The organism is Streptomyces cyslabdanicus (assembly GCF_052663305.1).
In genome coordinates this window covers 71634-94689 of the sequence record NZ_JBQRUW010000018.1, presented here as the reverse complement: position 1 = coordinate 94689, position 23056 = coordinate 71634, and the positions used below count along the sequence as shown (strand labels likewise).

Here is a 23056-nt window from a genome sequence, read left to right as displayed (position 1 = left end):
CTTGGGCGAGGGGAACCCAGCGCATGGCCCGGTGGGGGTGGCTGTCGCCGCCCACCACCTCGGGCTCCCCCGCGAGCACCCGCTCCAGGGTGAGGACCTGGCGCACCGACAGAGCGGGTTCCGGCGCATTCCAGGAGGTCGGGGGTGTGTCCGAGGCGGTGGTCATGGCGACGTTCCCCTCTGCGTGCGGTTCGGTTCACCTCCAGGGCGTCAGCGCCGCGGCGCTGGTAGGTGGCGCCTGGTGCTGGTGCCGCGGCGCTAGTAGGCGGCGTGCAGTGCGCCCTCCAGGATCGCGGCGCCCTCCTCGGCCTCCGCGACGGTCAGGGACAGCGGTGGGGCGATGCGCAGGGCGCTGGTGTTGTGCCCGCCGCCCTTGCCGATGAGCAGGCCGCCCTGCCGGGCCGCTTCCAGCACCGCGGTGGCCGCCCGCGGATCGGCCTCGTCCGTCCCCGGCCGGGTCAGCTCGACGCCGATCATCAGCCCGCGGCCGCGGACCTCGCGGACGCCGGGCAGTTGGGCGGTGGCGGCCCGCAGCCGCTCGATGAGCAGTCCGCCGACGCGCCGGGCGTTGCCCTGGAGGTCGTGTTCCAGGAGGTAGTTGAGGTTGGCCAGGCCCGCGGCCATGGTGAGCTGGGTGCCGCCGAAGGTGGAGATGCTGTTGGCGTCCAGGCAGTTCATGATCTCGGCGCGGGCGACGACCCCGCCGATGGACGTGCCGTTGCCGATGCCCTTGGCGAAGGTGACGATGTCGGGCGGTCCGCTGCTTTCGTGCGCCTGCCAGCCCCAGAAGTGGTCGCCGGTCCGGCCCCAGCCGGTCTGCACCTCGTCGGAGATCCACAGGATGCCGTGCTCCTGGAGCACGTCCCGGAAGGCGGCGTACAGGCCGTCGGGCGGGGAGGTGAAGCCGCCGACGCCCTGGACGGGTTCGGCGATCAGCGCGGCGGGCGGGCGGGTGTGGCCGAGGAGGTCCTTGAGGTCCTCGACGCAGGCGGCGACGAACTCGGCGTCGTTCAGGTGGGCGAAGGGCCCGCGGGTGCGTACGCCGCCGTGGACGTACAGCGTCTGGAGCGGGGACAGGGAGGTCGGGGACCAGCCGCGGTTGCCGGTGATGCCGACGGCGCTGAAGGAGCGGCCGTGGTAGCTGTTGCGCATGGCGAGGACGGTGTTGGCGCGCCGGTACGTCGTCGCCAGCAGCAGGGCGGTGTCGTTGGCCTCGGTGCCGGAGGTGGTGAAGAACACCCGGGCGTCCGGGATTCCGCTCAACTGGGCGACGCGTTCGGCGAGTTCGACCATCGGTCGGTTGAGGTAGAGCGTGGAGGAGTGGATGATCCGCCCGGCCTGCTCGCTCACCGCCTTGGTGACCTCGGGCAGCGCGTGGGCGGTCATCGTGGTGAGGATTCCGCCGAAGAAGTCGAGGTAGCGCCGGCCGTCGGCGTCCCAGACGTGGCGGCCCTCGCCGTGGGTGATCTCGATCGGGTCCTCGTAGTAGAGCGCCAGCCAGTCGGGTGTGACGGCCCGGTGACGGTCGTACAGGTCGCTCACGGCTGCACCAGCCCTTCGTAGGCGTCGGGGCGGCGGTCGCGGTAGAAGGCCCACTGCTGCCGCACCTCTTCGATGAGGTCGAAGTCGAGGTCGCGGACGAGGAGTTCCTCCTTCGAGTCGCCGGCGACGTCTCCGACGAACTGTCCGCGCGGGTCGACGAAGTAGCTCGTTCCGTAGAAGTCGTTGTCGCCGTACTCCTCCCGGCCGACGCGGTTGATCGCGGCGACGAAGTACTCGTTGGCGACGGCGGCGGCCGGCTGTTCCAGCTGCCACAGGTGGGCGGACAGGCCGCGGTGGGTGGCGGACGGGTTGTAGACGAGCTGGGCGCCGTTCAGACCGAGCTGCCGCCAGCCCTCCGGGAAGTGGCGGTCGTAGCAAATGTAGACGCCGACCTTGCCGACGGCGGTGTCGAAGACGGGCCAGCCGAGGTTGCCGGGTTTGAAGTAGTACTTCTCCCAGAAGCCCTTGACCTGCGGGATGTGGTGCTTGCGGTACTTGCCGAGGTAGCTGCCGTCGGCGTCGATCACGGCGGCGGTGTTGTAGTAGAAGCCGGACTGCTCGACCTCGAACACCGGGACGACGATCACCATGCCGCTCTCGCGGGCGAGTTCCCGCATGCGCCGCACGGTGGGACCGTCCGGCACCGGCTCGGCCCAGCGGTAGTGCTCCGGCTCCTGGACCTGGCAGAAGTACGGTGCGTTGAAGACTTCCTGGAACCCGATGATCCGGGCCCCCTGACGGGCCGCCTCGCGGGCGTGCTCCTCGTGTTTGGCGACCATGGACTCGGTGTCGCCGGTCCAGGTGGCCTGGACCAGGGCCGCACGGACGACGTTGGCCATGAGCTGCTCCTTCGACGTACGTCAGAGCCTCTACGCCCGTAGAACAGGCCTAGAGGCACGAACGTAAGCCTCTTCTCCTGGCTTGCCAAGACCATTGTCGTCAACCCGCGAAGTCGATCGTGTTTCGCACTCCGGTGGGTGAGCGCGGCTACGGGTGGGAGGGACGTCGTGGCGAGGCCGGGACCGGGGCCCTCACCCTGGTCAGCAGCTCGCGGGGAGCGGGGTCGGCCTGGAGCCCGGGGAGCGGCAGCAGCCACAGGCGGTCGTCGAGGACGTCGGAGAGCGTGTGGAGCCCGAAGAAGGCGGCGACCAGAGTGGGAGCGTCCCGGCCGGGTTCCGCCCCGGGGGGGGCCGGCCCAACCGCCGTCAAACGGCAGCAGCACAAACCCCGGCCGGGGCGCGCGGGCACCACCACACCCCAGTCGGCGCGGGTGGCGCTGCCCGGCCGACGTGGACGGCGCCGTCGCTCCTCATACCTCGGCCAGTGCGCTCCGTTCGGCCAGTTCCTCCATGGACAGGCCGAGCACCCGGGCCAGCGCGGCGATCGTGAAGAAGGCCGGGGTCGGAGCCCGGCCGGTCTCGATCTTGCGCAGTGTCTCGGCCGAGATGCCCGCGCTCGCCGCGACCTGCGCCATGCTGCGGTCGCCGCGCGCCGCGCGCAGCAGGCGGCCGAGCCGCTCGCCGCGCTCGCGTTCCTCGGGAGTCAGGGGGGTGCGGACCATACGGGCATCCTACCGCGATTCAAATACCGGTATAGTAATTGGCATGGTGGAACTGAAGACGAACACGTCGATCGACGAGATGTACGAGGCCGGCCAGGTCGTGGCGCGGGCCCTGACCACCGCGCGCAAGGCCGCCGGCGTGGGCGTGTCCCTGCTGGAACTGGACGAGGTGGCCCACGACGTCCTGCGGGAGGCGGGCGCGGGCTCGCCGTTCCTCGGCTATCGGCCCTCCTTCGCCCCGACCCCGTTCCCCGCCGTGCTCTGCACCTCGGTGAACAACGCGATCGTGCACGGGATCCCCACCCGCTACCGGCTGCGCGACGGCGACCTCCTCTCCCTGGACTTCGGCGCGACGCTCGGCGGCTGGGCCGGCGACTCGGCGATCAGCTTCGTCGTGGGCCGGCCGCGCCCCGCGGACCTGCGGCTGATCGAGACCGCCGAGCGGGCGCTGGCCGCGGGCATCGAGGCGGCCGTGGTCGGCAACCGCATCGGCGACATCGCCCACGCCATCGGCTCGGTGTGCCGCGCGGCGGGCTACGGCATCCCGGACGGGTTCGGCGGCCACGGCATCGGCCGCCACATGCACGAGGACCCCGGCGTCCCGAACGAGGGCCGGCCGGGCCGGGGCCTGCCCCTGCGTCACGGCATGGTCCTCGCCATCGAGCCCATGCTGATCGCCGGCGGCACGGACGGCTACCACGCGGCTCCGGACGGCTGGACCCTGCGTACCGACGACGGCTCCCGGGCGGCCCACGTCGAGCACACGGTGGCGATCATGGAAACGGGCCCGCGCGTGCTCACGCACCGGTAGGCCGCCCGCCTCAGGGGAACGGGGCCGTACCGATGTCCGGGTCCGCCGCGTGGGCGCGACGGCCGCACCGCCCGCGACGAGCGCACCAGCCGCGACGGCGGCATCGCCCGCGGTGGCCGCATCGACCGTGCCGGCCGCCTGACCCTCGGCCGCAGGAGCACCACCGACCCCGGGCCCACCGGCGCTCTGGACGTGCCGCAACCAACGGAGCGTGCCATCGTGGCATGAAACGACCCCCACCCGGTTACCCGGCGGGAGCCACTGTCAGCGACGGAACGGACAGCGATGACCAGCGGCTTCAACGGCCCGGAGGGCGACGGCGACCGCGACCGCGACCCCTTCGGTGAACTCTTCGCCCGCTTCTTCGGCGGACCCCACCCCGGCCCCCGGCACGTGGACATCGGCCGGCTGCTGAGCCAGCCCGCCCGGGAGCTGGTGCGGGGCGCGGCGCAGTACGCCGCGGAGCACGGCAGCCGGGATCTGGACACCGAGCACCTGCTGCGGGCCGCGCTCGCCGCCGAGCCCACCCGCAGTCTGCTCAGCCGCTCCGGTGCGGACCCCGACTCGCTCGCGACGCAGATCGACGAGCGGGCCGGCCCCGTGCAGCACCCGCCGGGCGAGGCGCCGCCGCCGACCTCCCTGTCGCTCACCCCCGCCGTCAAACGCGCCTTCCTCGACGCCCACGACATGGCGCGGGCCAGCGGCGCCGGCTACATCGGCCCGGAGCATGTGCTCAGCGCCCTCGCCGCGAACCCCGACTCGGCGGCCGGGCACATCCTGAACGCGGCCCGCTTCGCCTCGTCCGGCGTACCGCCGGAGACCCCGGAAACCCCCGCGCCGTCCGGGGCGGAGCGGCAGCGGTCCACCTCGACACCGACCCTCGACAGGTACGGGCGCGATCTGACCGAACTGGCCCGGCAGGGGCGCATCGACCCGGTGATCGGGCGGGAGCAGGAGATCGAGCAGACCATCGAGGTGCTCTCCCGGCGGGGCAAGAACAACCCGGTGCTCATCGGTGACGCGGGCGTCGGCAAGACCGCCATCGTGGAGGGGCTGGCGCAGCGGATCGCCGACGGGGACGTGCCCGACATCCTGATCGGCCGCCGGGTGGTGGCCCTGGACCTGACGGGCGTCGTCGCGGGCACCCGGTACCGGGGCGACTTCGAGGAGCGGCTGAACAACATCGTCACCGAGATCCGCACCAACTCCAACCGGCTGATCGTCTTCATCGACGAGCTGCACACCGTCGTCGGCGCCGGCGCGGGCGGCGAGGGCGGTGCGATGGACGCGGGCAACATCCTCAAGCCCGCCCTCTCCCGCGGCGAGCTGCACATCGTGGGCGCGACAACGCTGGAGGAGTTCCGGCGGATCGAGAAGGACGCGGCGCTGGCCCGCCGGTTCCAGCCGATCCTGGTGCCCGAGCCGTCCGTCGGGGACGCGCTGGAGATCCTGCGCGGGCTGCGCGACCGCTACGAGGCCCACCACCAGGTGCGCTACACCGACGCGGCATTGGTGGCCGCCGTGGAGCTGTCCGACCGCTATCTGACGGAGCGCCGTCTGCCGGACAAGGCGATCGACCTGATCGACCAGGCCGGTGCCCGGGTGAAGCTGCGGGCGCGCACCAAGGGCACCGACGTACGGGCCATGGAGCGCGAGGTCGAGCAGCTCACCCTGGACAAGGACCAGGCGGTCGCGGACGAACAGTACGAGCAGGCCACGCAGTTGCGGGACCGGATCACCGAGCTGAAGCAGCGGATCGGCCAGGCCACCGGCGGCGGCGAGGCCGACGAGGGGCAGCACCTGGAGGTCACCGCGGAGGCCATCGCCGAGGTGGTGTCGCGGCAGACCGGCATCCCCGTCAGCAGCCTCACCCAGGAGGAGAAGGAGCGCCTGCTCGGCCTGGAGCTGCATCTGCACCGGCGGGTCGTCGGCCAGGAGGAGGCCGTGAGCGCGGTCGCCGAGGCGGTGCTGCGCTCCCGCGCCGGTCTTGCCAGCCCGGACCGGCCGATCGGCAGCTTCCTGTTCCTCGGCCCGACCGGCGTCGGCAAGACGGAGCTGGCCCGGGCACTGGCCGAGGTCCTGTTCTCCAGCGAGGACCGCATGGTCCGCCTGGACATGAGCGAGTACCAGGAGCGGCACACCGTCAGCCGGCTGGTGGGCGCCCCGCCCGGGTACGTCGGTCACGAGGAGGCCGGGCAGCTCACCGAGGTGGTGCGCCGGCATCCTTACTCGCTGCTGCTGCTCGACGAGGTGGAGAAGGCGCACCCGGACGTCTTCAACATCCTGCTCCAGGTGCTCGACGACGGGCGGCTCACCGACTCCCAGGGCCGTACGGTGGACTTCACCCACACCGTCATCGTGATGACCAGCAACCTCGGTTCGGAGGCGATCACCCGGCGCGGCGCGGGCATCGGGTTCGGCGCGGGCGACGCGGAGGCGGACGAGGAGGCGCGGCGCGAGCAGATCCTGCGGCCGCTGCGCGAGCACTTCCGGCCCGAGTTCCTCAACCGGATCGACGAGATCGTCGTCTTCCGCCAGCTGACCGCCCAGCAGTTGCGGCAGATCACCGATCTGCTGCTGGAGAAGACGCGCCGGCTGCTGCACGCGCAGGGCGTCACGGTCGAGTTCACCGAGGCGGCGGTCGACTGGCTCGCCCGGCGGGGCCACCAGCCCGAGTACGGCGCCCGTCCGCTGCGCCGCACCATCCAGCGCGAGGTCGAGAACCAGCTCTCCCGGCTGCTCCTGGCCGGCAGGATCCGCGAGGGCGGCCGGGTCACGGTGGACGCGAAGGACGACCAGCTCACCTTCGACACCTGGAACAAGGAGACGGAGCCTTCGTCCACGGAGTGAACCGGGTGAGCCGTGAGCCGGGTGAACGGCCGGGGCCCGCCGTCCCTTCCGGGAGGCGGGCCCCGCCGTGTCACCGTGCACGGCGGTTCACGGTGAGGGATTCACCACCATCGCCGAGCCGCCGCCCCGGCGCACCTTCTCCGCGGCGGCCAGCCATCGGCCGTCCGGCAGGCTCTGGATGCCCGTGGCTGCGCCGATCTCGGGGTTGAGCGTGAAGGAATGGCCGATCGCCTCCAGCTGCTTCTTCACCACGCTGTCGTAGAGGGCGGGTTCGAGTTCCGTCTGTGCGGCGTTGCGCTGGCTGGCGCGCGGCGCGGCGATCGCGTCGACCAGGGACAGGTGCCGGTCGAGGAACCCGGTCAGGGTCTGGAGCACGGTGGTGATGATGGTCGCGCCGCCCGGCGAACCGAGCGCCACCACCGGCCGGTCGAGCCGGTCCAGCACGATCGTCGGCGAGATCGACGAGCGCGGCCGCTTGCCCGGACCGGGCAGGTTCGGGTCGTGCACGGCCGGGTTGGCCGGGGCGAAGGAGAAGTCCGTCAGCTCGTTGTTGAGCAGGAAGCCCCGGCCGGGCACGGTGATGCCGCTGCCGCCGGTCTGCTCGATGGTGAGGGTGTAGGCGACGACGTTGCCCCATCGGTCGGCGACCGTCAGGTGCGTGGTGTTCTCCCCCTCGTACGTCGTCGGCGCGGCCGTACCGCCGCGGGAGCAGGCCTCGGGGTGGCGCGGGTCGCCGGGGGCGAGCGGGCTGGTGAGGACCGCGTCGTCCTTGATCAGGCAGGCGCGGGAGTCGGCGAACTTCTGCGACAGCAGTTGCTTGGTGGGCACGTTCTCGAAGGCGGGGTCGCCGACCCAGCGCCCGCGGTCGGCGAAGGCGATCCGGCTCGCCTCGATGTAGTGGTGCAGGTACTGGACCTCGCTCGCCGTCGAAAGGTCCGTGCGCTGAAGGATGTTGAGCGCCTCGCCGACGGTCGTGCCACCGGAGGACGAGGGCGCGATGGAGTACACGCGCAGGCCCCGGTACGAGGTCTGCGTGGGCGCCTGGAGCTTGGCGCGGTAGGCCGCGAGGTCCTTGGTGGACAGCTTGCCCGGACGGGCGTTCCAGCCCGACTTCGGGTCGACGGGCGGGTGGTTGACGGTCTTGACGATGTCCTTGCCGAGGTCACCCTGGTAGATCGCGCCGACGCCCTTGGCCGCCAGCTCCTGATAGGTGCGGGCGAGGTCGGGGTTCTTCAGGGTCGAGCCGACCGCCGGCACCTTCCCGCCGGGCAGGAACAGCTTGGCGGTGTCGGGGAAGTAGCGGAAGCGGGCCTCGTTGTCGGCGGTCTGCGAGCGGAAGGTCTCGTCGACGGTGAAGCCGTCACGGGCCAGCTTCTGGGCCGGCTTCAGGACCGCGCCCAGTCGTTTGGTGCCCCAGTGGTCCAACGCCGTCTGCCAGGTGGCGGGCGTGCCCGGGGTGCCGACGCTCAGGCCGCTGGTGACGGCGTCGGCGAAGGCGAGCGGCTTGCCGTTCTCCACGAAGAGGCTCGAGTCGGCGGTCCGCGGGGCGGTCTCGCGGCCGTCGATGGTGTGCACCGTGCGGGAGCGGGCGTCGTAGTAGACGAAGTAGCCGCCCCCGCCGATGCCGGCGGAGTAGGGCTCGGTGACGCCGAGGGCGGCCGCGGTGGCGACGGCCGCGTCGACGGCGTTGCCGCCCTGCTTCAGCACCTCGATACCGGCGGCGGAGGCGTCCGCGTCGACGCTGGCCACGGCGCCGCCGTAGCCGACCGCCAGGGGAACCTTCTGGACCGGTCTCGGCTTCGCCTCCGGCTGGGCGGTGGGCGGGGCCGCGGCGCCCACCGACACCACGGCGGCCGAGACCGCCAGGACCGCCAGTTTCCGTGCGCCAGGACGACGCATCCGCACCTCCACGTTGGTTGTGGTTCGGTTGCCTGACCGTTGGCGCAGCCTAATTGATTGCCATGCTCCCGTCAGGACAACTGAGCCAGTCGAGTGTCGAACACAGGTGCGCTGACCGGCTACCATGCGCGGCCATGAACGACGACGTGCGCAACATCGTCCTGGGAGTGGCCGCGACAGGGGTCAGTGCCGCGGTCGGCTGGCTGGCCCGCACCTATCTGTGGCGGCGCAGGCTGCGCCGCAAGCGGGCCTTCTTCGGGCTGCCCGAGAACGCCGAGTCGCTGCTGGTGGTCAACCGCGACCCGGCGACGGCCGAATTCGCGGTGCACCGGTTCGACGTGTTCGCCCTGCTCGAACTCGCCGCGCTGATCAAGAGCTGCGGGGCGAACGTCCAGATGGTCACGCAGGACACGGTCCATCAGGGCTTCGGTGAGCGCACCGAGTTCTGCGTCGGAGGTCCCGGGTCCAACCGGCGGATGGCGGCGCACATGGCGGCCCTGCTGCCGGGCGTGCGGGTGAACACCGACCAGAAACGGGGCCCGGACCGGTGTGCCTTCCGGATCGGCACCGAGCACTACCGCATGGACACGGGTGTCACGGAGTACGTGCTGCTGGCCCGTCTCACCGACGGCGAGCGCAGCGGCACCCGGCCGGTGTTCCTGTTCTGCGGCCAGCGCGCGATCGACAACCAGGCCGCGACCCGCTATCTGGCCCGCCATCACGAGCGGCTGCACCGCAAGTACGGCAACGGGTCCTTCGTACTGCTGCTGAAGGTGATCAGCTCCCAGGCCTACGGCCCGGACGTGGTCGAACTCGTGGCGGATGTGACCCGCGCGGCTCGGGCGCCCCTGCCGGAACCCGAAGCCGATCCCGCAACGAGCGACGCCGGAAAGTGACGTGCGGCCGCGAGCCCGGTGGGCCGTTCGGCGCGGATCCGCGTCGAGCACAACCCGCCCGGCGCGCAGCTGACCTTCTTCCCGCCGGCGGACGGCCCGTCATGTCGGTCCGTCCCCCTGCGCGAGCAGTGATCTCCGGCTGCCGCCGGCCGGGTATGGCTCTGTGACCTGCTGCCCCCTACGGTCGAGGGGCCGCCGTGGGGGTGCCTCACCCGGCAGCAGCGTCCCCGTCCCGATGACGGTGGGCCAAAGCGTCACCGCCACAAGGGACGAGCGAAACATCGTAGTCGAGGTCGGGCGTGCCGGGCCCGGCGGTGTGGCGGAACGCCCCCAGGGGGTGTGCGCCCCGCTCGACCCGGCGGTCAGTCCTCCGCGATCTCCGCGTACAGCTGGGAGAGTTCGGGCGCTCCGGCGCCGGCCCAGTCATGGCCGGCGCTCACCACGTCGATCTCGCGTCCGGAGGCCAGCCGGACGACCGGACGGCCGCCCGGCCCGATCTCCCAGCCGGCGCCGGGCACGGTCCGTACGACGACCGTGCCCAGGTACAGCCCGGCGTCGTTGCCGAGCCAGGCCAGGGTCTCCTCGTCGTCCCGCCAGCGCGGCAGCAACTGGTCCAGCGCCTCGAGGGACGCGGCGGAGTCGTCGAGCCTGAGTCCCGCCCCGGATACCTGGGAACGCAACAGCTCGCACTCGGAGAGGAGTTGCGTGAGACCCGCCCGGCCCTCGGCTCCCTCGGACCCCTCGGAGAACGTCACGGCACCGAAGGACGTGTCCTGCCGTTTGCGCCACCTGTCCAGGAAAGGGATGTCCATGCCCCCCAGGGTGGCATTCACACGCCCGGGCGCACCACAGGCGCGCGGGCCCGGCCGGCCCCCCGGGGCCCGTCTCGGCCGGCCCCGGACTCGGACCCCCTAGACGTCGAGGTCCACCACCACCGGGGCGTGGTCGGACGCGCCCTTGCCCTTGCGCTCCTCGCGGTCGACGTACGCGTCGGTGACCGCCTTGGCGAAGGGCTCGTTGGCGTACACCAGGTCGATGCGCATGCCGCGGTTCTTGGGGAAGCAGAGCTGGCGGTAGTCCCAGTACGTGAACGGGTGGTCGTACTTCAGGGGCCGGGGGACCACGTCCGAGAGGCCCACCTCGCGCAGGGCGGTCAGGGCGGCGCGCTCGGCCGGGGTGACGTGGGTGGAGCCCTCGAAGGCGGCGCGGTCGTAGACGTCGTCGTCCGTCGGCGCGACGTTGTAGTCGCCGAGGACGGCGAAGGGGCGGCTGCCACCCGCGTCACCGGCGACGGCCGCCCTGAGGGCCTCGAACCACTGGATCTTGTAGGCGTAGTGGGGGTGGTCCACCTCGCGGCCGTTGGGCACGTACACCGACCAGACGCGGAGCGGGCCGCAGGTCGCGGAGATGGCGCGGGGCTCCTGCACGCCCTCGTAGCCGGGGTCGCCGGGCAGGCCGCGGACCACGTCCTCGAGCCCGACGCGGGAGAGCACCGCCACGCCGTTCCACCGGCCGGTGGCGTGGACCGCCGCCTCGTAGCCCAGTTCGCGCAGGGGGCCGACCGGGAACTGGTCCTCGGCGACCTTGGCCTCCTGGAGGCACAGCACGTCCGTGCCGCTGCTCTCCAGCCAGGCCAGCAGCCTGGGCAGACGGGCGGTGATCGAGTTCACGTTCCAGGTCGCGATGCGCATGCCTCACAACCTACCGGGCGCCACTGACAGCGCCCGCTGCCCGGCTCCGGGGCCCGGCTCAGACCTCCGCCGACGCCCCCGGCGCCAGCCGCAGGTGCTCCGCGCCGCCCAGGACTCCGATCTGGCGGTCGTAGATCGGGCGGGCCAGGTCGGTCAGCAGGGCGTCGTGGATGTCGTAGGCGCGCCGCGGCCCGATCTCGCGGACGTAGTCGATCACCTCGGAGATCTTGTTCCAGGGCGCCATCACCGGCAGCATCAGCGTCCCGACCTGGACACCGGGCACGGTGAGCGCGTCGCCCGGGTGGAAGACGCGGCCGCCGTCGACGAGGTAGCCGACGTTGGTGATGCGCGGGATGTCCGGGTGGATCACCGCGTGCAACTCGCCGTGGACCTGCACGTCGAACCCCGCGGCGGTGAAGGTGTCGCCGTGGCCGACGGTGTGGACACGGCCCGGGAAGGCGGCGGCGAGCTGCTCCGCGACCGACTTCAGGGTCCAGATCTCGGTGCCGGGGCGGGACTCCATGGCGGCCCGCAGACGCCCCTCGTCGAAATGGTCAGCGTGCTCGTGGGTGACCAGGATCGCGTCCGCGCCGGACGCGGCGTCCTGCTCACTGAACCCGCCGGGGTCGATGACGAGCGTCCGCCCGTCCTTCTCCAGGCGTACGCAGGCGTGCGACTTCTTCGTGAGTCTCATGCCCCCAGCCTGGACCACCCGGGCGCCGGGCGCCCGGGTGGTCCCCGGTGGCGCGCCCGCGGGATCACTCCGCGAGGGTCGTCTCCTCGTGTATGACCTGCTGGGCGGTCCGGAAGGCGGCGCCCGCCGCGGGGATACCGCAGTACACCGCGGTCTGGAGCAGCACCTCCTTGATCTCGTCCGGGGTCAGGCCGGTGCGCAGGGCGGCCCGGGTGTGGGCGGCTACGTCCTGGAGATGGCCGCCCGCGACGAGGGCGGTGAGGGCGACGCAGCTGCGGGTGCGCCGGTCGAGGCCGGGCCGGTCCCAGATCTCGCCCCAGGCGTAGCGGGTCAGGAGCTCCTGGAAGTCGGCGGAGAAGTCCTCCGCCTCGGCGAGCGCCTCGTCCACGTGCGCGTCGCCCAGCACCTCGCGGCGGATCTTCAAACCGGTGTCGTAGCGGTCCGGCCCGCCCGGTACCTGGGCCGGTACGGGCGCCGGGGCGATCTCGGCGATGGGCGAGGCCTGCGCGGGCGCGGCGAGCACCGGCCTGACCGGGGGCCCGACGATCGCCATCTGTCCGCTGGTCGAGTCGTAGCCGGGGTGCCAGGCGGTGGAGAAGTGCCGCACCAGCAGATCGGTCACGGCGCCGGGCTGCTCCACCGGCACCAGGTGGGAGGCGCCGGGCACGACGGCCAGGCGGGCGTCGCGGATGCCGGCGACCAGGGTGCGCGCCTCGGCGGGGCCGGTGACCTGGTCGTCGGAGCCCACCAGGACCAGCGTGGGCACGCCGACGTGGCCGAGGTCGGCGCGGGAGTCGAAGACGGCGAGGGCCTCGCAGGCCGCGATGTAGCAGCCGGGGTCGGTGGTCCGCACCATCTGCACGGCCCAGTCGGTGATCGCGGGCTGCGCGGCGGCGAAACCACTGGTGAACCAGCGTTCCGGGGAGGTGCGGGCGATCGGGTCGAGCCCGTTCGTCCGGACGATCACCCCGCGCTGCCGGAACTCGTCGGGGGTGCCGAACCGCGGCGAGGTGGCGATCAGTGCGAGGGAGGCGAGGCGCTCCGGGTGACGCAGCGCCAGCTCGATGCCGATCGCGCCGCCGAGCGCGCAGCCGGCGTAGCCGAAGCGCTGCACGCCCAGTCCGTCCAGGGTGGCCAGCAGACGGGTGACCAGGTCGGAGACCGAGTCGGCGGGGTGCGCGGGCGCTCCCCCGTGTCCCGGCAGGTCGAACCGGAACACACGCCACTGCTTCGTCAGCTCCGGGACCTGCCGGTCCCACATGTGCCATGTGGTGCCCAGTGAGGGGCCAAGGATCAGGACTGGGGCGTCTTCCCGCCCGTCGAAGCGGTATTGCAGGGTGTTCGGTGGTGTCTCACTCACCCGTCAGACCCTCTCATCTCTCACGGGATCCCACATCGCCGGTCCTAACCTAAGGGCTCTTGCCCCTTGAAGTCCCACAGGGTTTACACACTCCTTGCCCAGGTGCTCCGCCTTGCTGCCGGTCGTCTGCTGGGGCTGGAACGAGGCCGGGAGAGGAACATCGTGGTGAAGGTCCTTATCGCCGGGGGAGCCGGCTACATCGGCAGCACTGTTGCCTCGGCCTGCCTGGACGCAGGCATCACCCCCGTGCTCCTCGACACCCTCGTTCGGGGCCGCCGCGGACCCGGCCTCCATGCTCGTCGGCGCCGACGGCCACAAAGACGCGGTGGGCCTCGATGTAATCAGGACCGACCCGGTAACCCGCGACCGCGTACTTACCCTCGTAGGCGCCCGAGCCACGCACGAGCCGCGTGAGCCGTTTGGCATCCCGCGCGACGGCCCTCCGTATCGTGATCGGCTGGCTGATCGGGGAAGTGCGTGAACTCACCGGGAGAGTATTTCGCACCGGGGAGTGCCTTCGTACGGCGGGTCGGCTGCTCGGGCAGGCGTTCCTGCACCGCTCCCGGGAACCGCTCGCCCAGGCCCCGATCGGCCACGTCACTGCCGCCGAACCGGCCGCCCGCAAGCAGCCACTGGACGCCCGAACCGATGCGGAGGAGCTGGAGAACGGCGTGGTCGACGGCTGCTCTCCCTGGGCCTGCCGTGGCGAAGCCGAGCCGGTACAGGAAAATTCCGAGCCAGTCTCGTGAGACGGATCATCCTCGACCTGTTCGCCGGCCCCCGCGGCTGGAGCCACCCCCTCACCGTCCCCGGGGCCCGGGACACCGGCCTGGAGTGGGACAGCTGGGCCTGCAAAACCCGGGCGCGAGCAACTACTGCAGTGCGTGGACCGCGGCTGAGAACACCGAAGGCATCCGGGAGGCCGCCGGCACGATGAGGCGGGCGGTGCCGGGACGGCTGCTCGCGGCCAGCAGGACTCCGGTGAGCAGCCGGTGGCGCCTAGTCAGCCGCACCCAGGCACGCTCGTACTCGTCCGGTCGCCCGGCGGCCAGGCAGCGGACGGCGGCCCCGGCCGTGGCCAGTGCGAGGGCGATGCCCTCGCCGGTGAGGGCATCCAGGTAGCCTGCGGCGTCGCCGACGAGCAGGACACGGCCGGCGGTTCTGCGCCGCACCCGCTGCCGCAGTGGTCCGGCTCCGCGGACCTGTGTCGCGACCGAGCCGCGCAGGGACGCGGTGAGGGTCGGGAAGCCGGCCAAGTGCTCGTCGTAGCCGCGACGGTTGCGGCTGAGGACCGCGACGCCCACCAGGTCGTCGTCGACCGGTGTCACATAGGCCTCGCCGTGCCGGGCCCAGTGGACCTCCACGAAGTCCGTCCACGGCTCGGCGCGGTAGTGCCGGCGAAGTCCGTAACGGCTCTGGGGGCGGCCCGGCAGTTCCAGCCCCAGGCTGCGGCGCACCGGGGAGTGCAGGCCGTCGGCGGCGATCAGCCAACGGGCCGTGGTTCCGGCGGCGGTGACCGTGTCTGCGCTCTGGTGTACCTCGCCGACCTTGCCCGGCAGCATGCGCACGCCGAGGCTGAGCGCGCGCTGGTGCAGTGCGGAGTGCAGTGTCGTACGGCGGATTCCCCGCCCCCTCCGGCCGCGGAAGGACGCTTCGGCGCGGGTGGTGCCGTCCACGTAGCGGATGCCGTGCAGTTCGCGGCCGGTGATCTCGACGCCCAGTGTTCGCAGCGCCGCCACACCGCCGGGCATGACTCCTTCTCCGCACGCCTTGTCCACGGGCACGGTCCGGGGTTCGACGACGACGGCCTCCAGGCCGGCGAGCGCTGCGTGGATGGCCGCGGCCAGTCCGGCGGGTCCGCCGCCGGCCACCAGTACGTCGATCATGCCGACACCGGCGTGGTCGCGGCGGCGAGCGCCCGGTTCTCGCAGCGGATGCGCACGGTGAGCAGGGCGGCGTTGAGTACCGTGAACACGGCCGCGGTAGCCCAGGCGGTGTGTACCAGAGGCAGCGCCACGCCCTCGGCGACGACGGCCACGTAGTTCGGATGCCGCAGCCACCGCCACCGGTAGGGGCCGCTCGTCACCAGCGGCAGGCCGGGTACGACGATCACCCGGGTGTTCCAACGGGCTCCCAGGGTGTGGATGCACCACCACCGCAGTGCCTGGGCGCCCGCCAGCACGGCCAGCATCGGCCAGGCCAGGGCGGGTACGAAGGGCCGGCCGGCCAGCCATGCCTCAACCGGGCAGGCGACCAGAAGGCCGGTGTGAAGGGCGACCATTGCCGGATAGTGGCCCTGCCCGGTCAGCGTCGCACCGCGGGCGGTGCTCCATAGTTCGTTGCGGCGGGCGACGACGAGTTCGGCGACGCGCTCGGCGGCAACGACGGCCACCAGCAGTCCGTACCAGATCATGTGTCCTGTGCCCTTCGTCGGTCCGAACTACCAGCGCAGCAGGACGAGCTCGCAGGCGAAGCCGGGTCCCATCGCCAGCAGCACACCCGGGGTGCCCGGCGGCGGGCGGCGCTCGGCCACGGTGTCGCGCAGCACATGGAGCACCGACGACGAGGACAGGTTGCCCACGTCGGCCAGGTGACGCCAGGTCACGTCGAGTGCGTCGGCGGGCAGGTCGAGGGCCTCGGTGACGGCGTGAAGGACTTTGGGGCCGCCGGGGTGGCACACCCAGGCAGTCACGTCCTTCGGCTTCAGGCCGTGGTCGCTGAGGAATCCCTCGACGTCATCGGCGAGGTAGCGGCGTACGACGTCGGGGACCTTCGGGTCGAGGACGACCTGGAAGCCGGAGCTCTTGATGTCCCAGCCCATGACGCGTCCGGTGTCCGGATACAGGTGGCTGCGGGTGTCCACGATCGTCGGGCCGACGGTCTCGTCCGGGCGGTCCGCGCCGTAGGCGACGACCGCGGCGGCGCCGTCGCCGAACAGCCCGGTGGCGACCAGGTTGGCCACGGAGGCGTCGTTGCGCTGGAAGGTGAGCGAGCACAGTTCGACCGACAGCAGTACTGCCACGTGGTCGGGCCGGCCCAGCAGGTAGTCGTGCATACGGGCCAGACCGGCAGCGCCACCGGCACAGCCCAGGCCGAAGAGGGGCAGTCTTGTGACGTCCGGCCGCAGTCCGAGGCGGCCGGCCAGCCGTGCGTCGATCGAGGGAACGGCGATGCCGGTGACGGAGGTGAAGATCAGCAGGTCGACGTCGGCTGCGGACAGGCCGGCCATCTGCAGTACGGCTCTCACTGTCTTGGCGCCCAGACCGGTGGCGGCGGCGATGAAGACGTCGTTGGCGGCGCCGAATCCGTCCAGTTCCCCGTACCGTTCCAGCGGCAGCGTCATGTGGCGCGAGTGGACCTTCGCGCTGCGGTGCAGCCGGTCCAGGACCCGGCGGTCGGCGCCCTCGGGCAGGCAGGTGCGGGCCACCATGTCGGTGATCTCGGACTGGGTGCGACGGTGCGGTGCGAGGGCACCGTGAACGGCGGCGATCCGCGTCATAGGCTTCCCGTCCGGCTGTCGACTGGGGTGAGTTGCTCTGCACGTGTTCCCCGAACCCTGACCTCGGCACCATGGATCGCCCGTCCGGCCGTTCGTCCCGGGGCGTGTGCGCCGGCCGGGTCGGGGCCGGGACGCCTACGATCGGCCGGGTGGGCACTCCTGAGCAGTCGACGGCCGGCGGTGCGGCCTCGATGTGGGCCGGCCGGGTGGGTGGCCTGGCCGGGTCGTGCCACCCCGGGGCTGTGGTGGCGGTCACCGCGTTGACGGCCGCGCTGGCCGCCACCGCCGGCCAGGGCGCCGCGCGTTGTGTCCTGACCACCGCCGCCGTTCTGAGCGGGCAGTTGTCCGTCGGCTGGTGCAACGACGCGTTCGACGCGCGCCGGGACATCGCCGCCGGCCGCCGTGGCAAACCCGTCGTCGACGGGGCGGTGGGTGTGACGGAGATGTGGGTGGCCGCGTATGCCGCGCTGGCGCTGTGCGTGCCGTTGTCGTTCGCCTGTGGCGTGTGGGCGGGCGTCGTTCACCTGGCTGGAGTGGCGGCGGCGTGGGCGTACAACCTGCGGCTCAAGACGACAGTATGGTCCTGGGCGCCGTACGCGGTGGGTTTCGCGGCGCTCCCGGCGTTCGTGGCGCTGGGGCTCCCAGGGCAGCCGTGGCCGGCCTGGTGGGTTGTCACCGCCGGGGCGCTCCTGGGGGTCGGTGCCCATCTGGGCGACGTGCTGCCGGATATCCGCGAGGATCTGGCGACGGGCGTACGGGGATTTCCGCACCGGCTGGGCCCGGACGGCGCGCGGCTGCTGCTGCCGGTCCCGCTGGCGACCGCGTCCGCGGTTCTGGCGCTGGGGCCCGCCGGACCACCCGGCAGACGGGGAGTGGCGGCACTCGCGGTGGCCGGCCTGGTCGCGGTGGCTGGGACGGTGCTGGGACGCCGCTGGGAGCGAGCGGCATTCGCGGCAGCGGTCGCCGTGGCGGTGGTGGACGTGGCGTTGCTGCTGGTGCGCGGCATCGGGATCGCCTGACCGTTCGGCCTCACCGACCGGCTCACACGAGTTGGACGCAGCAGTCCGACCTCGTCGCCGGCCGTCGCGTGCGGCGCTCAGACCGTGTGACCCCGAGCGGCGATGCGGGTGACCGTGATCGTGACCGTCACGGTGACCGCTACCGGGGCGTCGTGTGCGGCGAGGTAGGAGAGGACGGCGGCCCGTACCCGGTCGTGGACGTTCCGGGCGGTGTCCACCACTCTGTGGCCTTCGGTCAGGACGCAGCGCACCTCGATGTGCCATCCCGAGCCGTCGCGCATCCGGTCGATGCGGACACCTGCCTCGGGGGCATGTTGAGCTGTTGTCGCCGGCCATGTGGGCGAGGCCGCGGCCGCGAGGCGGTGGGCGAGGCGGGGTTGCAGGCCCGCCACGCCGGGAACCGCGAGGGCCGCTGCGGCCGCGACGCTGGGGGGAGGCGGCGTTCCGGTGGCGGCCATCAGGCACCACCGCCCGCGGTCCGGCCTGAGCCCGCAGGGCCGAGGGGTACGGGCGGCTCCAGTACGTCGACCACGATGATGTCGACGGCCGTCACGTCCAGCCCCAGGGCTTGTCCGGCGACATCGATGACCGACCCGCGTACGTGATCGACCCTGTCGGGCAGCGGGCGGTCGAGGGCGGTGGCCAGGGTCATGGTCACCTGCACGCCGGTGCCACCCGCGGGCACGAGCCGGCAGGATACGGCCCTCGCCCCGGGGACCGCATCCGCGGCATGCCGCAGCACTTTCGCCGCGGCGCTCTCGGCGATCAGTAGGTCCAGCATCGTGTCGGCCAGTGGCAGCAGCCGTCCCAGCCGGACCTCGGCCCTGACGATGCTCATAACGCGGTCGGTCAGTGCCTGCAGGCCGGGAGGGTCCTTGGCACGCAGCGCCCGCGTGGCCGCGTTCAGCCTGGCCAGCCCCTCGACGGCCTCGCGGCACTGGGGACATGACATGGTGTGCGGATCCGCGGTCGGCGTCGTGTCCTGTGCCTGTTCCCAGACCTGGCTGAGCAGGCGGCCACAGGTCAGAACCTCGTCACCTGCGAGCGGAGCCGCGTCATCGATGGCCGGGTGGTCGAAAGGCCCGTCGTCTCCGGGCGGTTCGGAAGGCTGCGCGTGCGGGTCGTCTAGCGCCATGGGGCCATCGCCTCCTTCAGGGACCGGCGTGCCCTGAACAGTCTGCCGCGCACCGTCTGCTCACTGGTCTGCGTCACGACAGCGATCTCCTTGTAGGGCAGACCCTGCAGCTCCCGCAGGATCCAGCAGACACGCTGTCCGGCGTCCAGTTCGCCGAGCGCGCGCGTCAGGGCGGCCGCCTCCGCGTCTTCCTCCGCGGCTCCGGCGGGCGAGCTCCACTCGCCGCCCGTCGCGGGCTCGGCGACGGCGTCCAGGGGAAGGGGTGGCGGTCGGCGGCGTCGCACGTTCAGGCAACGGTTGACGGTGATGCGGTACATCCAGGTGGGGAACTCCGCATCGTGACGGTATTCCGGCAGTCGCCGCCAGGCGCTGACGAAGGCGTCCTGAACGGCCTCCTCGGCGTCCTGGGCGTTACCGAGCATGCAGCAGGCCAGGCCGAGCAGAGGACGGCTGTGCCGCCGGACGAGAACGGCGAAGGCGTCCTCGTCCCCCTCGGCAGCCCACACAGCCAGCAGCCCATCCGGCAGGTCGCCTCCCAGAGGTGAAGAACCGGTCCGTTCGATCATGCCTCTCCTGCTCGGTTCAGGACGATCGCGTACCCACCCCCTTACATGTGATGCACATCACATCGAACGCCTGTGAGAAGTCCGCCGCCCGGCATGTCCAACCTTTCGACGGGCGCCACGCCGGCGTCCGACCGACCGATCGAGGCGACCGCCATGACAAACAACATCGCCAGCGTCGGGGCGGACAGCCGACCCGACGCGGGCGTGAGCGCGCTGAGGGGCCGTACCGGAGCCGGAACTCCGGCCGAGACCCGGGGGAAGACCACCATCGCGGACGGCGTAGTGGCCAAGATCGCGGGCATGGCCGCCCGCGAGGTACCGGGCATCCACAACCTCGGGGCGGGCATGGCCCGTGCCTTCGGCGCCGTGCGGGAACGCGTCCCCGGCGGAGGCGGCAGCGTCGCACAAGGGGTGAAGGTCGAGGTCGGCGAGCGGCAGGCCGCAGTGGACCTGGACGTCGTCGTCGAGTACGGCGTCTCCATCGTCGACGTCGCCGGCGACGTGCGCACCAACGTGATCAGTGCGGTGGAGCGGATGACGGGCTTGGAGGTCGTCGAGGTGAACATCGCCGTCGACGACGTCCACCTTCCCGACGAGGAGGAAGGGTCCGAACCGGACGAGGGCCGCGTGAGGTGATCCGCCGTGACCACCGCCGCCGCGTCCCGGTGTAAGCGGCTGATCACGCGGACGACGCTCGCGAGACGGGTGAGTGCATCATGAACACAGCGACCACGGGCCTCGCGGCCGGGATGGCCCTGGGCTTCGCCGGTTACTTCGGCGGCTTCTGGGCATTTCTGCTGGTTCTGGTCCTGGGGGCGGCGGGACTGATCGTCGGACTCGTCGCCCAGGGCGACCTCGACCTCCGTGAACGGAGGCGGCGGTGAGGACCCGGCCCGGCTCCAGGCCTCCCGGCGAAGGGTCCGGCCCATCGGCGCGGGCCGCCGGCCTGCCGCCTCCGGCCGAGCGGGGCGCCACCGTCATCCCGGACAGGGTGGTCGCCCGTATCGCCGCCCAGGCCGCACGCACGGCCCAGTCCCGGCGGGCCGCCCTCCCGCCCGGCCCGAGCGGACCGGCGGCGCCCAGCGCCTCCGCCGCAGTCCGGAGCGGATCGGTGCGCCTGCACCTGACCATGGAGCTGCCCTATCCCACCGACATCCCCCATGTCTGCGAGCGGATCCAGCGGGACGTCGCCGAACGGGTGGCGCATCTGACCGGCTTGCGGGTGGGAGAGGTCACCCTCACCGTCCGACGGCTGGTGGCCGCCTCCGGCGCGTACCGCGGGCGGGTCCTGTGATCAGCTGCCTGGCCCGCACCGCCGGGCCCACCACGCGGGAAGGAGGACCGGAATGACACCCGACCCGGTCCCTCCCGCCCGCGACTCCGCGCCACCCCCGCGCCGTGCCGCGGTACCGCTGACGAAGGAGCCCGAGGAGCCGAGGGAGCCCACCGAGCCCGGTCCGCCCCCGCACCACACGCACCCGCCGAACCTGACCGCCGGAGAGCGCGGCAGAGGGCACCGGACCCACCGTCCGTGGTCGGCGCGCCGTATTCCGGCCGCGCTGGTCGCCTCGGTGATCCTCGTGGCGGCGGTCGCAGCGCTGGTCGACGTCGTCGCCGTACGGGCGGGACGCCCCGCGGCAGCCTGGCGGCGGCACCTGACCCACGCACTGGCCACCCGCCCCGTGGACGACGTGTGGATGCTCACGGGAGCCGCCGTGGCCGCCGCCGTCGGCGTCTGGCTGATCGTCCTGGCCCTCACCCCTGGCCTACGCCACTGGCTGCCCTTGCGCTCCCCCGCGCCCGGGCTGCGCGCCCTTCTGGACCGCGATGGCACCGCCGCTCTGCTGCGCGACGCCGCCATGCGGGTAGCCGGGGTCAGCATGGCTCGCATCCGGGTACGCCGCCACCGCGTCAAAGCCCGCGCGGACGTCCGCTTCCGCGACCCTCAACAGGTGAAGGACGACCTCACCGCGGTCCTGAACGAGGAACGCGACCGGCTCGCCCTCGCCCGCCCTCCCCGCATCGTCGTACGGGTGCGGCAACGCACCAACTGACCGGAGAACCCAGACCCGGAGCCTCACCATGACGCCGCGACCCGTACTCAACCGCAGTCTCCTGGCCCTCGCCGGACTGGTCCTGCTCGGCGGCGGCCTGCTGATCCTCTTCGCCGGGTTCGACGTCTACCGGCGACACGATCTGGTCCCGCCCGTCGGCTGGCCCCTGACCACCCCGGACGACGTCCTGCTCGGCTCCGCCGACCGGGCTCGCTGGAGCAGCCAGGGCTGGTGGTGGTGGCCCGCCGTCATCGCCGCCCTCGCCCTCGTCGTCCTGCTCGCCCTGTGGTGGCTGCTCGCCCAACTGCGCCGGCGCCGCCCCGGAGGGCTGTCCGTCGGCGGCACACCCCCGCAGGAAGGCGTCGAACTGCGCGACCGAGCGCTCAGCGACGCGATCGCCGCCGAAGCCGGTGCCCTGCCGGGAGTTGAGCATGCGGCCGTACGCATCGCTGGCCGGCCTGCCCACTCCCGTACCCGCGTCAGGCTCACCCTCACCCCTCAGAGGGCACCCGGCGCCGCCCTCCATGCCCTCTGCGAAGGCCCGCTCCGAACCGCCCTCCGGTCCACCGGCTTCCCCGGCATGCCCGCCGAGGTCCGCCTACAGGCCGCCCGCCACAAACCACACCGCGCGGAGTAAGGAGGAGACCGGCCATTCCCGTGTCCGCCCCCTTGCGGTCTTCCGCAGTTCACAGGGGAACCGTCACTACTCCCCCAAGGGAAAAATCATGATCATCTTGGGCATCATTCTGCTCGTCGTCGGCTTCGTCACCGGGATAGCCATCCTGTGGACCATCGGGATCATCCTGGCGGTCGTCGGAGCCGTCCTGTGGGTCCTCGGCGCGATGGGACACGCCGTCGCAGGACGACGCCACTACTGGTGAACCCCGTCCACGGCGGTCCGGGCCGGAACCTGTCCTGGTCCAACGCCGGACACCCACCGCTGCTCCCTTTCGGACGGGCGCCGGGGGCGCTCGCCGTGGAGGACCGCCCGAAAGCACTGCTCGTCGGAATGGCCGCGGTGGAACGGGCTCGCGATCCAGCGCATGTCAACGAAGTCTGGGCGGCTCTGGTCGAGCGCCCGCGCGCCGGCTCTCTCCCCGGTTGCCGTTGGCGTGTACTCAGCGCTTTCTGGAAGAGCGGGAACGGGCCCGCTCTTCCAGGAGGAACGCACCATGGCGCAACCGGTAAGTCGGCAAACGATCAGCGCTGAGCAGTTCAGCCGAGTGTGTGACGAGATCAGGCGCACGGCGGCGCCCGAGAAGGACACTCAGCCCATCCGGGACTGTGCTCTGCGCATCGTGCAGACCCTGGGACTTGCGCTGTCCACGGATGACCTGGGCGGGCTCCTCACCGAACTCATGGCCCCCAGGCTGGCCCCACCCCCAGGGAGCCCTCGGTACACCCGAGAGGCCATCCTGGACATGCCTGACGAACAGCCAGGAGAAGACGAGGGCCCGGTCAGATAGACCGGGCCGTCGG

The 23056-nt window shown here is 72.2% G+C and carries 26 protein-coding genes and 2 pseudogenes; 11 read left to right on the top strand and 17 right to left on the bottom strand.

Features of this window, described 5'->3' with window-relative positions:
* From ACTYVM_RS13295 to ACTYVM_RS13275, 5 genes and pseudogenes are all read right to left on the bottom strand, one after another.
* A pseudogene (locus tag ACTYVM_RS13295) lies at nucleotides 1–166 on the bottom strand (PucR family transcriptional regulator); the annotation flags it as partial.
* A 92-nt stretch (nucleotides 167–258) separates the two neighbouring features.
* Nucleotides 259–1542, bottom strand: coding sequence for an aspartate aminotransferase family protein (locus ACTYVM_RS13290; protein ID WP_445526145.1), 1284 nt, complete (start codon nucleotides 1540–1542; stop codon nucleotides 259–261).
* On the bottom strand, nucleotides 1539–2381 hold the full coding sequence (locus ACTYVM_RS13285; protein WP_400027439.1) for a nitrilase-related carbon-nitrogen hydrolase: 843 nt from the start codon (nucleotides 2379–2381) through the stop codon (nucleotides 1539–1541). Before ACTYVM_RS13285 ends, ACTYVM_RS13290 begins: the two co-directional genes overlap by 4 nt.
* Before the next feature lie 148 nt (nucleotides 2382–2529).
* On the bottom strand, nucleotides 2530–2751 hold the full coding sequence (locus tag ACTYVM_RS13280; protein ID WP_445526144.1) for a hypothetical protein: 222 nt from the start codon (nucleotides 2749–2751) through the stop codon (nucleotides 2530–2532).
* Nucleotides 2752–2851: 100 nt separating this feature from the next.
* A complete protein-coding gene (locus ACTYVM_RS13275) occupies nucleotides 2852–3103 on the bottom strand; it encodes a helix-turn-helix domain-containing protein (RefSeq protein ID WP_445526143.1) in 252 nt (83 codons plus the stop codon).
* Between the two features lie 43 nt (nucleotides 3104–3146).
* On the opposite strand from ACTYVM_RS13275, the gene map reads away from it, so the two are divergent.
* A complete protein-coding gene (map, locus tag ACTYVM_RS13270) occupies nucleotides 3147–3914 on the top strand; it encodes a type I methionyl aminopeptidase (RefSeq protein WP_445526142.1) in 768 nt (255 codons plus the stop codon).
* Between the two features lie 285 nt (nucleotides 3915–4199).
* A complete protein-coding gene (locus ACTYVM_RS13265; RefSeq protein WP_445526141.1) occupies nucleotides 4200–6764 on the top strand; it encodes an ATP-dependent Clp protease ATP-binding subunit in 2565 nt (854 codons plus the stop codon).
* Nucleotides 6765–6851: 87 nt separating this feature from the next.
* Here the strand turns inward: ACTYVM_RS13265 and ggt are convergent, their stop codons facing one another.
* Nucleotides 6852–8663: a gamma-glutamyltransferase gene (gene ggt, locus ACTYVM_RS13260; RefSeq protein WP_445526140.1), complete on the bottom strand. Its 1812-nt coding sequence runs from the start codon at nucleotides 8661–8663 to the stop codon at nucleotides 6852–6854.
* Nucleotides 8664–8797: 134 nt separating this feature from the next.
* Here ggt and ACTYVM_RS13255 point away from each other — a divergent pair, with 134 nt between their 5' ends.
* Nucleotides 8798–9559, top strand: a complete 762-nt coding sequence (locus ACTYVM_RS13255; protein ID WP_445526139.1) for a hypothetical protein — start codon at nucleotides 8798–8800, stop codon at nucleotides 9557–9559.
* A gap of 362 nt (nucleotides 9560–9921) precedes the next feature.
* Here the strand turns inward: ACTYVM_RS13255 and ACTYVM_RS13250 are convergent, their stop codons facing one another.
* From ACTYVM_RS13250 to ACTYVM_RS13230, 5 genes and pseudogenes are all read right to left on the bottom strand, one after another.
* On the bottom strand, nucleotides 9922–10371 hold the full coding sequence (locus ACTYVM_RS13250; RefSeq protein ID WP_445526138.1) for a DUF6278 family protein: 450 nt from the start codon (nucleotides 10369–10371) through the stop codon (nucleotides 9922–9924).
* A 99-nt stretch (nucleotides 10372–10470) separates the two neighbouring features.
* Nucleotides 10471–11250, bottom strand: a complete 780-nt coding sequence (locus tag ACTYVM_RS13245) for an exodeoxyribonuclease III (RefSeq protein ID WP_445526137.1) — start codon at nucleotides 11248–11250, stop codon at nucleotides 10471–10473.
* 58 nt (nucleotides 11251–11308) lie between these two features.
* The gene (locus tag ACTYVM_RS13240) at nucleotides 11309–11944 is read right to left on the bottom strand and encodes an MBL fold metallo-hydrolase (RefSeq protein WP_445526136.1); all 636 of its coding nucleotides are present in this window, start codon (nucleotides 11942–11944) and stop codon (nucleotides 11309–11311) included.
* Between the two features lie 64 nt (nucleotides 11945–12008).
* On the bottom strand, nucleotides 12009–13304 hold the full coding sequence (gene pcaDC, locus ACTYVM_RS13235; RefSeq protein ID WP_445526135.1) for a bifunctional 3-oxoadipate enol-lactonase/4-carboxymuconolactone decarboxylase PcaDC: 1296 nt from the start codon (nucleotides 13302–13304) through the stop codon (nucleotides 12009–12011).
* 274 nt (nucleotides 13305–13578) lie between these two features.
* Nucleotides 13579–13791: pseudogene (locus ACTYVM_RS13230) on the bottom strand (GNAT family N-acetyltransferase); the annotation flags it as partial.
* Between ACTYVM_RS13230 and ACTYVM_RS13225 the strand changes: the two are divergent.
* Entirely contained in the window at nucleotides 13754–14053 is a 300-nt protein-coding gene (locus ACTYVM_RS13225; protein WP_445526149.1) for a hypothetical protein, read from the top strand. The pseudogene ACTYVM_RS13230 and the gene ACTYVM_RS13225 sit on opposite strands and share 38 nt — an antisense overlap.
* 123 nt (nucleotides 14054–14176) lie before the next feature.
* Here ACTYVM_RS13225 and ACTYVM_RS13220 read toward each other — a convergent pair whose 3' ends face one another.
* The 3 genes from ACTYVM_RS13220 to ACTYVM_RS13210 are packed head-to-tail and all read right to left on the bottom strand — an operon-like array spanning nucleotide 14177 to nucleotide 16803.
* Nucleotides 14177–15190: an NAD(P)/FAD-dependent oxidoreductase gene (locus tag ACTYVM_RS13220; RefSeq protein ID WP_445526134.1), complete on the bottom strand. Its 1014-nt coding sequence runs from the start codon at nucleotides 15188–15190 to the stop codon at nucleotides 14177–14179.
* Entirely contained in the window at nucleotides 15187–15717 is a 531-nt protein-coding gene (locus tag ACTYVM_RS13215) for an isoprenylcysteine carboxyl methyltransferase family protein (RefSeq protein WP_445526133.1), read from the bottom strand. The genes ACTYVM_RS13220 and ACTYVM_RS13215 overlap by 4 nt, the downstream gene beginning before the upstream one ends.
* 27 nt (nucleotides 15718–15744) lie before the next feature.
* Nucleotides 15745–16803: a type III polyketide synthase gene (locus tag ACTYVM_RS13210; protein ID WP_445526132.1), complete on the bottom strand. Its 1059-nt coding sequence runs from the start codon at nucleotides 16801–16803 to the stop codon at nucleotides 15745–15747.
* 149 nt (nucleotides 16804–16952) lie between these two features.
* Here ACTYVM_RS13210 and ACTYVM_RS13205 point away from each other — a divergent pair, with 149 nt between their 5' ends.
* Nucleotides 16953–17822 carry a UbiA family prenyltransferase gene (locus ACTYVM_RS13205; protein WP_445526131.1) on the top strand — a complete coding sequence of 290 codons (870 nt, stop codon included), beginning with the start codon at nucleotides 16953–16955 and terminating at the stop codon, nucleotides 17820–17822.
* A 77-nt stretch (nucleotides 17823–17899) separates the two neighbouring features.
* Here ACTYVM_RS13205 and ACTYVM_RS13200 read toward each other — a convergent pair whose 3' ends face one another.
* Genes ACTYVM_RS13200 through ACTYVM_RS13190 form a run of 3 tightly spaced genes read right to left on the bottom strand, consistent with a single transcriptional unit; the run spans nucleotide 17900 to nucleotide 19523 of the window.
* Nucleotides 17900–18280, bottom strand: coding sequence for a hypothetical protein (locus ACTYVM_RS13200; protein WP_445526130.1), 381 nt, complete (start codon nucleotides 18278–18280; stop codon nucleotides 17900–17902).
* Nucleotides 18280–18957, bottom strand: coding sequence for a hypothetical protein (locus ACTYVM_RS13195; RefSeq protein ID WP_445526129.1), 678 nt, complete (start codon nucleotides 18955–18957; stop codon nucleotides 18280–18282). Before ACTYVM_RS13195 ends, ACTYVM_RS13200 begins: the two co-directional genes overlap by 1 nt.
* A complete protein-coding gene (locus ACTYVM_RS13190; RefSeq protein ID WP_445526128.1) occupies nucleotides 18948–19523 on the bottom strand; it encodes an RNA polymerase sigma factor in 576 nt (191 codons plus the stop codon). Before ACTYVM_RS13190 ends, ACTYVM_RS13195 begins: the two co-directional genes overlap by 10 nt.
* 153 nt (nucleotides 19524–19676) lie before the next feature.
* Here ACTYVM_RS13190 and ACTYVM_RS13185 point away from each other — a divergent pair, with 153 nt between their 5' ends.
* The 6 genes from ACTYVM_RS13185 to ACTYVM_RS13160 all read left to right on the top strand — a co-directional run bounded on the left by ACTYVM_RS13185 (nucleotide 19677) and on the right by ACTYVM_RS13160 (nucleotide 22458).
* Complete coding sequence (locus ACTYVM_RS13185; RefSeq protein WP_445526127.1) at nucleotides 19677–20159, top strand: Asp23/Gls24 family envelope stress response protein; 483 nt, start codon at nucleotides 19677–19679, stop codon at nucleotides 20157–20159.
* A gap of 80 nt (nucleotides 20160–20239) precedes the next feature.
* Nucleotides 20240–20407: a hypothetical protein gene (locus tag ACTYVM_RS13180; protein ID WP_445526126.1), complete on the top strand. Its 168-nt coding sequence runs from the start codon at nucleotides 20240–20242 to the stop codon at nucleotides 20405–20407.
* Nucleotides 20404–20817 carry an Asp23/Gls24 family envelope stress response protein gene (locus ACTYVM_RS13175; protein ID WP_445526125.1) on the top strand — a complete coding sequence of 138 codons (414 nt, stop codon included), beginning with the start codon at nucleotides 20404–20406 and terminating at the stop codon, nucleotides 20815–20817. Before ACTYVM_RS13180 ends, ACTYVM_RS13175 begins: the two co-directional genes overlap by 4 nt.
* Before the next feature lie 52 nt (nucleotides 20818–20869).
* On the top strand, nucleotides 20870–21577 hold the full coding sequence (locus tag ACTYVM_RS13170; RefSeq protein ID WP_445526124.1) for a DUF6286 domain-containing protein: 708 nt from the start codon (nucleotides 20870–20872) through the stop codon (nucleotides 21575–21577).
* Between the two features lie 28 nt (nucleotides 21578–21605).
* Complete coding sequence (locus ACTYVM_RS13165) at nucleotides 21606–22214, top strand: alkaline shock response membrane anchor protein AmaP (RefSeq protein WP_445526123.1); 609 nt, start codon at nucleotides 21606–21608, stop codon at nucleotides 22212–22214.
* An 88-nt stretch (nucleotides 22215–22302) separates the two neighbouring features.
* A complete protein-coding gene (locus tag ACTYVM_RS13160) occupies nucleotides 22303–22458 on the top strand; it encodes a DUF6131 family protein (protein WP_445526122.1) in 156 nt (51 codons plus the stop codon).
* Nucleotides 22459–23056 lie beyond the last annotated feature (598 nt).

Coding starts and splice junctions, on each gene's coding strand:
- ACTYVM_RS13285 (WP_400027439.1), bottom strand. CDS start 2,381: ATGGCCAACGTCGTCCGTGCGGCCCTGGTCCAGGCCACCTGGACCGGC.
- ACTYVM_RS13275 (WP_445526143.1), bottom strand. CDS start 3,103: ATGGTCCGCACCCCCCTGACTCCCGAGGAACGCGAGCGCGGCGAGCGG.
- map (WP_445526142.1), top strand. CDS start 3,147: ATGGTGGAACTGAAGACGAACACGTCGATCGACGAGATGTACGAGGCC.
- ACTYVM_RS13265 (WP_445526141.1), top strand. CDS start 4,200: ATGACCAGCGGCTTCAACGGCCCGGAGGGCGACGGCGACCGCGACCGC.
- ggt (WP_445526140.1), bottom strand. CDS start 8,663: ATGCGTCGTCCTGGCGCACGGAAACTGGCGGTCCTGGCGGTCTCGGCC.
- ACTYVM_RS13255 (WP_445526139.1), top strand. CDS start 8,798: ATGAACGACGACGTGCGCAACATCGTCCTGGGAGTGGCCGCGACAGGG.
- ACTYVM_RS13250 (WP_445526138.1), bottom strand. CDS start 10,371: ATGGACATCCCTTTCCTGGACAGGTGGCGCAAACGGCAGGACACGTCC.
- ACTYVM_RS13245 (WP_445526137.1), bottom strand. CDS start 11,250: ATGCGCATCGCGACCTGGAACGTGAACTCGATCACCGCCCGTCTGCCC.
- ACTYVM_RS13240 (WP_445526136.1), bottom strand. CDS start 11,944: ATGAGACTCACGAAGAAGTCGCACGCCTGCGTACGCCTGGAGAAGGAC.
- ACTYVM_RS13220 (WP_445526134.1), bottom strand. CDS start 15,190: ATGATCGACGTACTGGTGGCCGGCGGCGGACCCGCCGGACTGGCCGCG.
- ACTYVM_RS13215 (WP_445526133.1), bottom strand. CDS start 15,717: ATGATCTGGTACGGACTGCTGGTGGCCGTCGTTGCCGCCGAGCGCGTC.
- ACTYVM_RS13210 (WP_445526132.1), bottom strand. CDS start 16,803: ATGACGCGGATCGCCGCCGTTCACGGTGCCCTCGCACCGCACCGTCGC.
- ACTYVM_RS13200 (WP_445526130.1), bottom strand. CDS start 18,280: ATGGCCGCCACCGGAACGCCGCCTCCCCCCAGCGTCGCGGCCGCAGCG.
- ACTYVM_RS13195 (WP_445526129.1), bottom strand. CDS start 18,957: ATGGCGCTAGACGACCCGCACGCGCAGCCTTCCGAACCGCCCGGAGAC.
- ACTYVM_RS13190 (WP_445526128.1), bottom strand. CDS start 19,523: ATGATCGAACGGACCGGTTCTTCACCTCTGGGAGGCGACCTGCCGGAT.
- ACTYVM_RS13185 (WP_445526127.1), top strand. CDS start 19,677: ATGACAAACAACATCGCCAGCGTCGGGGCGGACAGCCGACCCGACGCG.
- ACTYVM_RS13180 (WP_445526126.1), top strand. CDS start 20,240: ATGAACACAGCGACCACGGGCCTCGCGGCCGGGATGGCCCTGGGCTTC.
- ACTYVM_RS13170 (WP_445526124.1), top strand. CDS start 20,870: ATGACACCCGACCCGGTCCCTCCCGCCCGCGACTCCGCGCCACCCCCG.
- ACTYVM_RS13165 (WP_445526123.1), top strand. CDS start 21,606: ATGACGCCGCGACCCGTACTCAACCGCAGTCTCCTGGCCCTCGCCGGA.
- ACTYVM_RS13160 (WP_445526122.1), top strand. CDS start 22,303: ATGATCATCTTGGGCATCATTCTGCTCGTCGTCGGCTTCGTCACCGGG.